This window comes from Arthrobacter sp. TJ-265 (assembly GCF_058269135.1).
The window spans coordinates 504,387-517,864 of the sequence record NZ_JBZCND010000001.1; the positions used below are offsets into that span (position 1 = coordinate 504,387).

Below are 13,478 nucleotides of genomic sequence, written 5' to 3' on the forward strand. Positions count from 1 at the left end.
TTCATCGGATACGGCCTTCATCGGATACGGCCTTTCAGGAGGAGGACGAGGAAGACGATGCCGCCGGTGAACTCGATGACGATGCTGAGCGCGGTGTCGAAGGCGAAGACCTGCTCGAGGACGAGCTGCCCGCCGACGAGCGCGATCACGCCGAGGAGGACGGCGATGGGCAGCACCACGGCGTGCCTGAACTGGTTGCAGAGCTGGTACGCGAGGGCGGAGACGAGCAGGCCGAAGAACGTCGTCGGGCCCACGAGGGCGGTGGAGACGGCGACGAGCACCGAGCAGACCACGAGTACGAGCGTCACGGTGCGCCGGTGGTCGACGCCGAGGCCCACCGCGGTCTCGCGGCCGAGGGCGAGGACGTCCAGCCGGTGGCGGAGCCGCCAGGCGGGGATGCACAGCCCGGCGACCGCGACCGCGGAGATGAGCAGGAGCAGCGGATCGACCCGGTTGAAGCTCGCGAAGAACAGGTCCTGCAGGATGATGTACTCGCTCGGATCCATCAATCGCTGCAGGAGCGACGAGGCGCCCCGGAAGAACACCCCGAACACGATCCCGACGAGCAGCAGCAGGTGGAGGCTGCGCCCGCTGCCCAGGAACAGCCACCGGTACAGCAGCCAGGAGAAGCCGACCATGAGGGACACCTCGACGGCGAAGCGGACGGGAGCGCCCAGGGTGAGGAGTGTCCCGGCGCCGAGCACGAAGGTGAGCACCGTCTGGATCAGGATGTAGAGCGCGTCCAGTCCCATGATCGACGGCGTGAGGATGCGGTTGCCGGTGACGGTCTGGAACAGGACCGTGGACACCCCGACGGCGACGGCGACGAGCACCATCGCGCCCACGCGGTTCAGGCGTCGGGGGAGCACGTAGGCGGGGTTCCCCTCGAGGCCGACCAGGAGGAACGCCGTGACGAGCGCGGCAGCGGTCACGCCGAGGACCACCAGCCAGGCGGCGGGCGGGAGGGACCGTACGGGTCTCCGTGCGGACTGCACGACGGCGGTGGGAAGGGTCCCGGTCCTAGCGCGCACCGGCGTTCCTCCTCACGAGCAGGGTGATGAACAGGATGCTGCCCACCACGGAGACGATCACGCCCACCGGCACCTCGTACGGGAAGCGGATGATGCGCCCGAGGATGTCGCAGGCGAGGACGAAACCGGCCCCGACGACGGCGATCCAGGGCACGGCGCGGCGCACGTTGTCGCCGATGAGCAGGGACACGAGGTTGGGGACGATCAGTCCGAGGAACGGGATGGCTCCGACCACCACGACGACGACGGCGCTGATGAGGCTCACGAGCACCAGGCCGAGGTTCATGGTGCGCCGGTAGTCCAGCCCCAGGTTCGTGGTGAACTCCTCGCCCATCCCGGCGACCGTGAAGCGGTCCGCGCAGATGTAACCGACCACGGCGAGGACGGCGACGATCCACAGCAGTTCGTAGCGGCCGCGGACCAGTCCCGAGAAGTCACCGATCATCCAGGTGTTGAGGGTCTGCAGCAGGTCGAACCGGTAGGCGAAGAACGTGGTGACCGCGGCGATGACGCCGCCGAGCATGATGCCCACCAGGGGGACGATCAGCGTGTTGCGCAGCGGGATGCGGCGCAGGACGGTCAGGAAGAGGGCCGTCCCGGCCATGGCGAAGAGGGCGGCGACGAGCATCTTCCCGACGATCGGCGCTGCGGGCAGGACGAGCGTGGCCACGAGGATGCCTGCGGTGGCGGACTCGACCGTCCCCACCGTGGAGGGTTCGACGAACCGGTTCCGGGCCATGAGCTGCAGGATGAATCCGGCGATGCTGAGGGCCACACCGGCCAGGACGACCGCGAGCGTCCGCGGCACGCGACTGACGAGGAAGGTCTGCCGGACGTCGGCGTCACCGGCCAGCAGGTCCGCGGGCGAGACGTCGGAGACGCCGACGAACAGGCTCACGAGGGCGAGCAGCAGCACGGCCCCACCGGCCAGCCACAGGGCGGGTGATCCGGTGGAACCGTGCTGCTGGACCGGCCGCTGCGGCCGGAGGGCGAGTGCTGGCATGGAGGCGCCTGCCGCAGGATGCGGTGGGCGGATCAGGCCGCGACGGCCTCGTGGACGGCCGAGACCATGGCGTCGAGGTTGTCCAGCCCGTAACCGATGAGGTACCAGCTTGCCGAGTCGAGGTATGTCACGGCGTCGTTCTTCGCAGCAATCGTCCCGTTCACGAGGTCGTTGTCGAGGACCGCCGCGCCTGCCGCTCCCGCCTCACCGACGGCGGCGTCGCGGTCGATCACGAACAGGTGGGCGGGGTCGACCTCCGCGATGTACTCGAAGGAGACGGCCTCGCCGTGCGTCCCCTCACTCTTCACCTCGGCGGCGGGATCGACGCCGAGCACGTCGTGGATCAGGCCGAACCGGGAACCGGCACCGTACGCCGTGACCTCGCCTGCGCTGGTCATCAGGACGAGGCCGTCCCCCGCCGAGGAGGCTGCGTCCTTCGTCTCGTCGATGGCGGCGTCGAGGGCCGCCAGGCGGTCGGCGACCTCGTCCTCGACGCCGAAGACCCGGCCGAGGGATTCCGTGTGCTCCGCGAAGCTCGCGATCGGATCGGCCGCGTCGACGCTCAGGTCGATGGTGGGCGCGATCGCGGAGAGTTCGTCGTAGGAGTCGGCGACGCGGCCCGAGATGATGATCAGGTCGGGGGCGGCTGCAGCGATCGCCTCGAAGTCCGGTTCCTTCATGGATCCGATGTCGGTGACGTCCCCGCCCTCGTAGGCCGAGAGCTGCTCTGGGAGGGTGCCCTGCGGGACGCCGGCCACCTCGACGCCGAGCGCGTCGAGCGTGTCCAGAGCGCCGAGGTCGAACGTGAAGACCGTCTGCGGGTCCACCGGCACCTCGGTGGTTCCCTGCGCATGCTCGACCGGGACCGTCGAGGAGTCTGCGGGCTCTCCGGCGGCTTCGGAGGATCCGCCGCACGCCGTCAGGGCGAGGGTGGCTGCAGCGGCAGCGGAGAGGACGGCGAGGCGCACGTGTGACATGGATGAACTCCGGGGGAAGGGGCCGGGCGGCCGGGGACCAAGAAGTAAGGAAAGCCTTACCTGCCTGAATGTAGGCGAAGCGCGGCGAATTACGCAAACGAAGCATGACGTATTAGGAGATGTGTCGACGCAGCCCATCGATCATGGCCATGGATTGGCACTCGCCTTGACCGAGTGCCAGCCCTTGCATACAGTCGGAGTTGGCACTCACTCACTACAGGTGCTAATCCCGAGGGAAGCGTTCGCCGGCACCGCGACGACGGTTCACGCCCCGCCCGACGGCCCCAGTCCATTGGTATCGAACGCAAAGGAGAGCCCGTGTCGGTCTCTATCAAGCCGCTTGAGGATCGTATCGTTGTCCGCCCGCTCGAAGCCGAGCAGACCACTGCTTCCGGCCTCGTCATCCCGGACACCGCCAAGGAGAAGCCCCAGGAGGGCGAAGTCGTAGCTGTCGGACCCGGCCGCGTCGATGACAACGGCAACCGCGTTCCCGTCGACGTCGCCGAGGGCGACATCGTCATCTACTCGAAGTACGGCGGAACCGAGATCAAGCAGGGCGGCCAGGAGTACCTCGTGCTCTCCGCCCGCGACGTCCTCGCGATCGTCGTCAAGTAACACCCCGATTGGAGAAGCCCCGGCCCGAAGTGGCCGGGGTTTTTCTCGCTGCACAAGCCTGAAAGGAACCAACGAATGGCAAAGCAGTTGGAATTCAACGACGCCGCCCGCCGTGCCCTCGAGGCCGGCGTGGACAAGCTCGCGAACACCGTCAAGGTGACGCTGGGCCCCCGCGGACGCAACGTCGTGCTCGACAAGAAGTGGGGCGCCCCCACCATCACGAACGACGGCGTCACGATCGCCCGCGAGGTGGAACTCGACGACCCGTACGAGAACCTCGGCGCCCAGCTCGCCAAGGAGGTCGCCACCAAGACGAACGACGTCGCCGGTGACGGAACCACCACCGCCACGGTCCTGGCCCAGGCGCTCGTCAAGGAAGGCCTCCGCAACGTGGCCGCCGGCGCCGCCCCGGGTCAGCTCAAGCACGGCATCGAGGTCTCGGTCCAGGCCGTCGCCAAGCGCCTGCTCGAGAACGCCCGCGAGGTCGTCGGTCAGCAGACCGCCGACGTCGCCTCCATCTCCGCCCAGAGCACCGAGGTGGGCGATCTCCTCGCAGAGGCCTTCGACAAGGTCGGCAAGGATGGTGTGATCACCATCGAGGAGTCCTCCACCACGCAGACCGAACTCGTCCTCACCGAGGGCATGCAGTTCGACAAGGGCTACCTCTCCCCGTACTTCGTGACCGACGCCGAGCGCCAGGAAGCCGTCCTCGAGGACGCGCTCATCCTCATCAACTCCGGCAAGATCTCCTCGCTGGCGGAATTCCTGCCGCTGCTCGAGAAGGCCCTGCAGGCCGGCAAGCCGCTGTTCATCATCGCCGAGGACATCGAGGGCGAGGCGCTCTCCACCCTGGTGGTCAACAAGATCCGCGGCACCCTCAACGTCGTCGCCGTCAAGGCTCCGGGCTTCGGTGACCGCCGCAAGGCCATGATGCAGGACATCGCCACCCTCACGGGTGCGCAGGTCGTCTCGCCGGACCTCGGCCTCAAGCTGGACCAGGTGGGCCTCGAGGTGCTCGGTTCCGCACGCCGGATCACCGTCACCAAGGACGCCACCACGATCGTGGACGGCACCGGCAGCGAGTCCGACGTCGCCGACCGCGTGGCGCAGATCCGCGCCGAGGTGGAGCGCACCGACTCCGACTGGGACCGCGAGAAACTCCAGGAGCGCCTCGCGAAGCTCGCCGGCGGTATCGGCGTAATCAAGGTCGGCGCCGCCACCGAGGTGGAGCTCAAGGAGAAGAAGCACCGCATCGAGGACGCCGTGTCCTCGACGCGTGCGGCTCTCGAAGAGGGCATCGTGGCCGGCGGCGGTTCCGCGCTGGTCCACGCCGGCAAGGCACTCGACACCGACCCCGACGTCCTGGCACTCGAGGGCGACGCGGCCACCGCGGTCGGGCTCGTCCGCCGCGCGCTCGCCCAGCCACTGCGCTGGATCGCCGAGAACGCCGGCCACGAGGGCTACGTCGTCGTCGCGAAGGTCTCGGACCTCGAGGTGGGCCACGGCTTCAACGCCGCCACCGGCGAGTACGAGAACCTCGTCGACGCCGGCATCATCGACCCGGTCAAGGTGACGCGGTCGGCCCTGCAGAACGCGGCCTCGATCGCGGCCCTGGTGCTCACCACGGAAACGCTCGTGGTCGAGAAGCCCGAGCCGTCCGACGACGAGGGCCACGGCCACTCGCACTAGTCACAGGGGCTCCGGCCCGCTGCGTCCCAGAAGCACCCCGGCTCCGCTGAGCCGGGGTGCTTCTGCGTCCGGGCCGTCGTGGCGTCGGCGTCGCTCCTGCCCACTCCGCGGCGTCGCCCGGTGGGCATGTCGGGACACCCGGATCCGACGCCGCCGGCTCCGGCAACGACGAAGCCCCGGCACCCAACGGGTACCGGGGCTTCAGCGCAGTGCGCCGGGGTCAGGCGTCGACGACGATCGCGTTGACGACGGGCTGGCGGTTGTAGAACCGGCGCATCCAGTTGGCCGTGGCCCGCTCGATGATGTCCTCGGGGTCCTGGCGGCGGCCGCCCTGGCGGTTCGAGGCGGCATCGCGCAGCGCCTTCTCGACGGCGGCGCCGGCCTTGTCGAGGTCCTCGTCGGAGCAGGAGAAGCCCTTGGTGAAGAACTCGGGTGCCTCGACCATGTTGCCGTTGTCCGGGTCGATGATCGCGAGGATCGTTACGACGCCCTCCTCGGCCAGGCGGCGGCGCTCCACGAGGTCCTCCTCGGTGATGCCGCCCACGCTGTCGCCGTCGACGAAGACGAGTCCGGCGTCGACCTTGCCGGAGATGGTCGCGCGGCCGCGGACGAGGTCCACGGTCACGCCGTCCTGCGCGAGGACCACGTTGCGGGGATCGACGCCGGTGGCGACGGCGATCTCCGAGTTGGCCCGCAGGTGCCGCCATTCGCCGTGCACGGGCATGACGTTGCGGGGCTTGACGATGTTGTAGCAGTAGGCGAGCTCGCCGGCGCTGGCATGGCCGGAGACGTGCACCTTGGCGTTGCCCTTGTGGACCACGTTGGCCCCGATCTCGGTGAGCGCGTTGATGATGCCGTAGATCGCGTTCTCGTTGCCCGGGATGAGGGAGCTGGCCAGCAGCACCGTGTCACCCTCGGTGATCCGGATGGCGTGGTCGTTGTTGGCCATGCGCGAGAGCGCGGCCATCGGCTCACCCTGCGAGCCCGTGCAGATGAGGACCACCTTGTGGTCGTCGCTGCGCTCGAGCTTCTTGAAGTCCACCAGCAGACCCTGCGGGATGTTCAGGTAGCCCAGATCCGCCGCGATGGTCATGTTGCGCACCATCGAGCGGCCCACGAAGGCCACCTTGCGGCGGTGGCGGTGGGCGGTGTCGATGATCTGCTGGATGCGGTGGATGTGGCTCGCGAAGCTCGAGACGATGATCCGGCGCGGGGCGGTGCGGAACACGGCGTCGATCGCGGGCCCGAGGTCCTTCTCCGACGTCGTGAAGCCGGGGACGTCCGCGTTGGTGGAGTCGGTGAGGAACAGGTCCACGCCCTCCGCGCCGAGCCGGGCGAAGGAGCCGAGGTCGGTGATGCGCCTGTCCAGCGGGAACTGGTCCATCTTGAAGTCCCCGGTGTGCAGCACCATGCCGGCCGCGGTGCGGATGGCGACGGCGAGGCTGTCGGGGATGGAGTGGTTCACGGCGACGAACTCGAGGTCGAAGCCGCCCATCGTGCGCCGCTCACCCTCCTTGACCTGGATGGTCTTCGGGGTGATGCGGTGTTCCTTGAGCTTGGCCTCGATGAACGCCAGCGTGAGGCGCGATCCCACCAGGGGGATGTCGGCGCGTTCCTTGAGCAGGTACGGCACGCCGCCGATGTGGTCCTCGTGGCCGTGCGTGAGGACCACGGCCACGACGTCGTCGAGGCGGTCGCGGATGTAGGAGAAGTCCGGCAGGATCACGTTGATGCCGGGCTGGTGTTCCTCCGGGAACAGCACCCCGCAGTCCACGATGAGCAGCTTGCCGTCGAACTCGAAGACGGTCATGTTCCTGCCGATCTCACCGATACCCCCGAGAGCGACGATGCGCATGGCTCCCTTGGCAAGTTCCCGTGGTGCTTTCAGTGCGGCAGCTCTTTTATTCACAGATCAGGTTTCTCTCGTTGGTGAGGAACGGCGGGGGAGCGGCCGTCAGACGAGCGTCGTCGAGGCCGGCACACCCGGCGATTCCGTGCTGGTGGTCCCCTGCGTTCGGGGAAGATACTCCTCCTAGAGTACGGGGTTCGGGGCGAGGGCGGGGGCCGGCCGGTCCGCCGCGGTGCCGGACGACGGCGGCCGGACGGTAATCTGGAGCTTTGCGTCCCTGCCCCGGGCCCGCCCCCGACAGGAGGAACAGCGTGTTCTCCATCCCCCTGACCGCTGCTCCGGCGACCGCCGTGACGGCGCCCGGGGGCGTCGACACCCGCCGGTTCCGTCCCGAGGTGCAGGGACTGCGGGCCCTCGCCGTCGCGATGGTGGTGGTCTACCACGTCTGGCTCGGCCGGGTGTCCGGGGGCGTGGACGTCTTCCTCCTCGTCTCCGCGTTCCTGCTCACGGTCACGTTCACGCGCAGGCTCGAGACGCAACAGCCCCTCGCCCTCGTGGCGTACTGGCTCAACCTGCTGAAGCGGCTGCTGCCCGCCGCCGCCGTCGTCCTCCTGTCCGTCCTCGCCGCCACGGCCCTCTTCGTGCCGAGCTCGCGGTGGCGTGCGGTGTTCGACCAGACGTGGGCGTCGCTGACCTACCGGCAGAACTGGGAGCTCGCGGGTAACGCCGTCGACTACTACGCCCTGGACCACAGCGCGGCCAGCCCACTCCAGCATTTCTGGTCCCTGTCCATCCAGGGGCAGGTGTTCCTGATGTGGCCGCTCCTCTTCGCGGCGGCCGGCGCGCTCGTCGCCGTCACGCGCCTGCGGCCGCGGCCCGTGCTGATCGCCCTGTTCGGCGCCCTCTTCGGGGTGTCGCTCGCGTTCTCGGTGTGGCAGACGGGGACGGACCAGGCGGCGGCCTACTTCGACACGCGCGCCCGGCTGTGGGAGTTTGCCCTCGGATCGCTCGTGGCCCTCGCCCTGCCGTACGTCGTGCTCCCGCGGCGGATGCGGGTGGTCCTCGGTTGGGCGGGGGTGGTGATGATGCTGGCGTGCGGCGTCCTCCTGCAGGTGCAGCAGCAGTTCCCGGGCTTCGTCGCCCTCTGGCCCACGCTGGCCGCGGCCGCCGTGATCGTCGCCGGCCGTACGGACAGCCCGGCCGGCGTGGACCGCTGGCTGTCCTCCGGGCCGCTCCTGCGGCTCGGCGGTGCGTCCTACGCGCTCTACCTGTGGCACTGGCCCGTCCTGGTCATCTGGCTCGTCGCCGCCGGGAAGCAGGGGGCCGGACTGCTCGACGGCGCCGTCGTCATCGGCGCCTCCCTCGTGCTGGCCGTGCTCACCACGCGCTTCGTGGAGGAGCCGGTGCGCTCGTGGTCCTGGCCGGCCGCGAAGCGCCGGCGCACGGGCCTCGTGGCCGCGCTGGCCCTGGTCCTCGTGGCTGTCCCGCTCTCCGGCTGGGAGTACCGGGTGCAGGCCCAGGAGGCGGCGGTGGAGCAGCAGACGCGCGCCGACAACCCGGGCGCCGAGGCCCTCCACCCGGGCTTCGAGTACCGGGGCTCGGAGGACGCCCTGGTGAAGCCGCTCGCGAGCAGCCTCGGCGCGGAATGGGCCGCCGTGGACGGGCCCTGCTCGGAAACCCTGATGCCCGCCGACCCGCGGCTGTCCTCGTGCGTCCAGACGGGCGACGCGGCGACGGCGGAGCGGACCGTGCTGGTGCTGGGCGACTCCCACTCGCAGATGTGGATGACCGCCCTCGGTGCCATGGCCGGGACCAACGACTGGCTCGCCGTCTCGGTGCACCGGCCCAACTGCCGGTTCGTCGACGCGCACGGGAGCGTGGACCCGGAGTGCCAGGCCTTCAACGAGGCCGTCCGCGCCTACGCCCTGGACCTCGCTCCCGACGCCGTGCTCACCGTCGGGACGCGGACGGACTGGAGTTCGCCCGCCGAGGAGGTCCCGGCCGGCTTCGAGGCCGGCATCACGCCGCTCCTGGACGCCGGCATCCCCGTCGTCGCGCTCCGTGACACGCCGCGGTTCGAGGAGGACATGGCCGAGTGCACGGCCCGCCACGCCGCCGACCCCACGGCCTGCGACGTCCCGGCGGCGGAGGTGCTCGCGCCGTCGTCGCCCCTCCTGCCGCTGGCCGGACGCCTGCCCGGTCTCGAACACCTGGACCTGACCGACGTCGTCTGCGCGGGGGCGACGTGCCCCGGCGTGGTGGGGAACGTCCGCGTGTACATGGACCGCGACCACCTCTCCAAGACGTACGTCGAGACGACCGTCCCGGTCTTCGAGGAGCGCTTCACGGCGGCCCTCGGCTGGTGACGTGAGCGCTGTCACCGGAATAGGGGGCTTCCCCGATCCGTTCTAGACTGTCAGGGCCCGCCGGCGCATCCACAGCCGCCGCTCCGGAGCCCCACCCCCCACCGGGCGACATCGAAAGAGGCGCAGCAGTGACCCAGCAGTCAGGCCAGAACGAGACCCACGACCCCTTCGGATTCATCGGCCTGACGTACGACGACGTGCTCCTGCTCCCCGGCCACACCGACGTCATCCCCTCGGAGGCCGACACGTCGTCGCGCATCTCCAAGCGCATCACGGTGAAGACGCCGCTGCTCTCCTCCGCGATGGACACCGTCACGGAGTCCCGGATGGCCATCGCCATGGCGCGGCAGGGCGGGCTCGGCGTCATCCACCGCAACCTGTCCATCCAGGACCAGGCGGACCAGGTGGACCGCGTGAAGCGCAGCGAGTCCGGCATGATCACCAAGCCGCTGACCATCGGCCCGGACGCCACGCTGCAGGAACTCGACGAACTCTGCGGGCACTACCGCGTCTCCGGCCTCCCCGTCGTGGACGAGGCGGGTCGCCTGCTCGGCATCGTCACGAACCGCGATACGCGCTTCGTGCTCGAGCGCGACTTCCCGCGTACGCTCGTGCGCGACGTCATGACGAAGATGCCCCTCGTGACCGGTGCCGTGGGGATCAGCGGCGACGACGCCATCAACCTCCTCGCGCAGAACAAGATCGAGAAGCTCCCGCTCGTCGACGATGAGGGGATCCTGCGCGGCCTCATCACCGTCAAGGACTTCACGAAGGCCGAGCAGTACCCGCTGTCCACGAAGGACGACGACGGCCGCCTCCGCGTCGGCGCGGCCATCGGCTTCTTCGGCGACGGCTGGGAGCGCGCCATGGCGCTCGTCGACGCGGGCGTCGACGCGCTCTTCGTCGACACCGCCAACGGCCACAGCGCGGGCGTCCTCGAGATGATCTCGCGCCTCAAGGCTGAGGCGTCCCTGGCGCACGTCGACATCATCGGCGGTCAGGCAGCTACCCGCGAGGGTGCGCAGGCTCTGATCGACGCCGGCGCCGACGGCATCAAGGTGGGCGTGGGTCCGGGGTCCATCTGCACCACCCGCGTCGTCGCCGGCGTCGGCGTCCCGCAGGTCACCGCCATCTACGAATCGGCGAAGGCCGCCATCCCCGCCGGTGTGCCCGTCATCGCCGACGGCGGCCTCCAGTACTCCGGCGACATCGGCAAGGCCCTCGTGGCCGGCGCCGACACCGTGATGCTCGGCTCGCTCCTCGCCGGCTCCGCCGAGGCCCCCGGCGAGCTGGTCTTCGTCAACGGCAAGCAGTTCAAGACCTACCGCGGCATGGGCTCGCTGGGCGCCATGCAGACGCGCGGCAAGAACACCTCGTACTCGAAGGACCGCTACTTCCAGGCGGACGTGACCGGGGACGACAAGCTGATCCCCGAGGGGATCGAGGGCCGGGTCGCCTACCGCGGGCCGCTCGCCTCCGTCGCCTACCAGCTGGTCGGCGGCCTGCGCCAGACCATGTTCTACACCGGCGCGCGCACCATCCCCGAGCTGAAGGCCAAGGGCAAGTTCGTGCGCATCACGGCCGCCGGCCTGAAGGAATCCCACCCGCACGACATCCAGATGACGGTCGAGGCACCCAACTACGGCTCCAAGTAGGGCGCAGCGCGTGGCCCTCCGGGCGGGAGGGCCCGCGTGAGCGGCCTGCCGCAGCCCCAGGCGGCCGCCCGCCGCAAGCTCCGGCTGGGACCGTACGCCCGCGCCGTCGGGCAGGTCCTCGTGGTCAGCGCGAAGGCGTCGCCGGGCGCCGTCGCGATGAAGGTCGCGGGCTCCCTCATCTCGGCGGTCCTGCCGCTGGTCACCACCTACTACGCATCCCTGACGACGACGGCGCTGGCCGCCGCCTACGCGGGGGACCCGGACGCCGGGCGGTCCGCCGTCGTCTACGTGATCGTCACCGCCGTCCTCGGGCTGCTGTGGGGAGCGTTCACGAGCGTGGACCGCTACATCCAGCAGGTGCTGAGCTTCCGGGTCGGCGCCATGGTGGGCGACCGCATGTACGAACGCTTCCTCGCCCTGGACTTCTGGCGGTACGACGACAAGGAGACGATCGACCTCTACGACCGCGCCCGCCGGTTCTCCGACTCCTATGCGCGCGTGCTCGACCGCATCGCCGCCATCTTCACGCAGCTGGTCTCCGTGCTGCTCGCGATCGGCGCGCTGCTCCTGGTCAGCTGGTGGATCGCCCTGATCGTGCTGGTCGCGATCATCCCCAGCGTCTACCTGCAGTTCCGGCTCGCGCGGGAGCAGATGGCGCACTGGAACACGCAGGTGGACTCCCGGCGGCAACGGCGCATGATCGAGAACAACCTCATGAAGCCGCAGCACATCGCCGAGATGCGCCTCTACGGGATCGTCCGGTACCTGATGGACCTGCGCTCCACCCTGAGGGACGCCGACGAGAAGCGGCGCCTCGACTTCCAGAAGCGGTACATCCCCAAGCAGCTGCTGGCGGACGCCCTGCAGTACGGCGCAGAGCTGCTCGCCCTGGTGTGGATCGTGGGGCAGATCATCGCCCGCGCGCAGCCGGTGGGCCAGTTCCTCTACGTGCAGCAGATCGTCAGCCGGGCCCTCAGCACCGCCAACAGCCTCGTGTCCTCGCTGAGCTCCATCGACGAGGACCTCGCGAACCTCAAGGACTACGAGCAGTTCATGGACTTCCCCGTGTCCACGGCGGCGACGGCACGCCTGGAGGACGCGCCGTCCGCCGTCGAGCTCCGCGACATCCACTTCACCTACGCCGGCGGCGAGTCGGAGGTCCTCAAGGGCATCTCGATGACCTTCGAGCGGGGGACCCACGTGGCCATCGTGGGCGAGAACGGGGCGGGCAAGTCCACGCTCATCCGGGTCCTCGCGGGCCTGTACCAGCCGAGCCGGGGAACGGTGCTGCTCGACGGCCGGGACCTGCGGGGCATCCGCATCGACGACTGGCACCGGCACCTCGCGGTCATGTCGCAGGACTTCCTGCGGTACGAGTTCGCGACGGCGGAGAACAACATCTACTTCGGCGACGTCCACCGGCCGCGCGACGAGGCGAGGGTGCGCCGGGCGGCGCGCGAGGCCGAAGCGGCGGACTTCATCGGGAAGATGCCCAACGGGTTCGGGAACTACGTCAGCAACTGGATGGAGGACCCCCGCGGGCGCAAGGGCAGCGGCCTGTCCGGCGGCCAGTGGCAGCGGCTCGCCATGGCCCGCAACTTCTACCGCGACGCGCCCTTCATCGTCATGGACGAGCCGACGTCGGCCATCGACGCGCTCGCCGAGCACCGCATCTTCACGCGACTGTTCGCCGACCGCTCACGGACGATCATCGCGATCAGCCACCGCCTGGCGACCATCGAGAAGGCCGACGTCGTCCACATGCTCGAGGACGGCGAGATCGTGGAGTCCGGGACGCACCGCGAGCTCGTGGCGCTGCGGGGCCGGTACTTCCGGATGTTCGAGAGCCAGCTGCCGGACGCCTGACGGCGTCCCGGTGCCTCCCGGATCTCACGCCGGGACGTTCTCCGCCTGCTCGTCGTCCTGATGCTCCTCATGGCCGATCGACTTCTCCTCCAGGAACTGGCACAGGGACGCCGCCACGAGGAGTTCCGCGGCCAGCCCGTGCAGTTCCGCGGCGGTCAGCTCGGAGTCCTCGCTGCGGGCGCCGAACGAGATCGACCACCGCGGGTCGCCCACGGCGACGGGCTGCAGGTAGATCTCGGTGCTGTCGTTCCTGAGCGGCACGATCACGAGTCCGGTATCGGCGCCGTCGGCGCCGTCCTGCACCAGCACCGAGATGAGGGCGCCGCCTTCCCGGGTGGTCCTGAAGTCGTCGATCCAGGTCTCCAGGGTCTGCTTGCTGCGGAACGGCATCCCGTCGTCCTTCCCCGTTGGTCCTTCCCCGACAGTC

General features: G+C 69.6%; 10 protein-coding genes. 5 read left to right on the top strand and 5 right to left on the bottom strand.

What is annotated here, in order from left to right; translation table 11 throughout:
• Positions 1-17 precede the first annotated feature (17 nt).
• Genes AC4D2E_RS02445 through AC4D2E_RS02455 form a run of 3 tightly spaced genes read right to left on the bottom strand, consistent with a single transcriptional unit; the run spans position 18 to position 3,011 of the window.
• Positions 18-1,031, bottom strand: coding sequence for an iron chelate uptake ABC transporter family permease subunit (locus AC4D2E_RS02445; RefSeq protein WP_490951555.1), 1,014 nt, complete (start codon positions 1,029-1,031; stop codon positions 18-20).
• Positions 1,021-2,034 carry an ABC transporter permease gene (locus AC4D2E_RS02450; RefSeq protein WP_490909851.1) on the bottom strand — a complete coding sequence of 338 codons (1,014 nt, stop codon included), beginning with the start codon at positions 2,032-2,034 and terminating at the stop codon, positions 1,021-1,023. The genes AC4D2E_RS02445 and AC4D2E_RS02450 overlap by 11 nt, the downstream gene beginning before the upstream one ends.
• 32 nt (positions 2,035-2,066) lie before the next feature.
• On the bottom strand, positions 2,067-3,011 hold the full coding sequence (locus tag AC4D2E_RS02455; RefSeq protein WP_490951556.1) for a siderophore ABC transporter substrate-binding protein: 945 nt from the start codon (positions 3,009-3,011) through the stop codon (positions 2,067-2,069).
• A 318-nt stretch (positions 3,012-3,329) separates the two neighbouring features.
• Between AC4D2E_RS02455 and groES the strand changes: the two genes are divergently transcribed.
• The gene (gene groES, locus AC4D2E_RS02460) at positions 3,330-3,626 is read left to right on the top strand and encodes a co-chaperone GroES (protein WP_104166178.1); all 297 of its coding nucleotides are present in this window, start codon (positions 3,330-3,332) and stop codon (positions 3,624-3,626) included.
• Between the two features lie 75 nt (positions 3,627-3,701).
• Positions 3,702-5,315: a chaperonin GroEL gene (gene groL / locus AC4D2E_RS02465; RefSeq protein WP_104166176.1), complete on the top strand. Its 1,614-nt coding sequence runs from the start codon at positions 3,702-3,704 to the stop codon at positions 5,313-5,315.
• A gap of 220 nt (positions 5,316-5,535) precedes the next feature.
• Here groL and AC4D2E_RS02470 read toward each other — a convergent pair whose 3' ends face one another.
• Positions 5,536-7,170, bottom strand: coding sequence for a ribonuclease J (locus AC4D2E_RS02470; RefSeq protein ID WP_490909849.1), 1,635 nt, complete (start codon positions 7,168-7,170; stop codon positions 5,536-5,538).
• A gap of 305 nt (positions 7,171-7,475) precedes the next feature.
• On the opposite strand from AC4D2E_RS02470, the gene AC4D2E_RS02475 reads away from it, so the two are divergent.
• From AC4D2E_RS02475 to AC4D2E_RS02485, 3 genes are all read left to right on the top strand, one after another.
• The gene (locus AC4D2E_RS02475; RefSeq protein WP_490951557.1) at positions 7,476-9,530 is read left to right on the top strand and encodes an acyltransferase family protein; all 2,055 of its coding nucleotides are present in this window, start codon (positions 7,476-7,478) and stop codon (positions 9,528-9,530) included.
• 128 nt (positions 9,531-9,658) lie between these two features.
• On the top strand, positions 9,659-11,185 hold the full coding sequence (guaB, locus tag AC4D2E_RS02480) for an IMP dehydrogenase (protein ID WP_104166170.1): 1,527 nt from the start codon (positions 9,659-9,661) through the stop codon (positions 11,183-11,185).
• A gap of 36 nt (positions 11,186-11,221) precedes the next feature.
• Positions 11,222-13,051: an ABC transporter ATP-binding protein gene (locus AC4D2E_RS02485; RefSeq protein ID WP_490909847.1), complete on the top strand. Its 1,830-nt coding sequence runs from the start codon at positions 11,222-11,224 to the stop codon at positions 13,049-13,051.
• Between the two features lie 24 nt (positions 13,052-13,075).
• Here the strand turns inward: AC4D2E_RS02485 and AC4D2E_RS02490 are convergent, their stop codons facing one another.
• Positions 13,076-13,441: a hypothetical protein gene (locus AC4D2E_RS02490; protein WP_104166166.1), complete on the bottom strand. Its 366-nt coding sequence runs from the start codon at positions 13,439-13,441 to the stop codon at positions 13,076-13,078.
• Positions 13,442-13,478 lie beyond the last annotated feature (37 nt).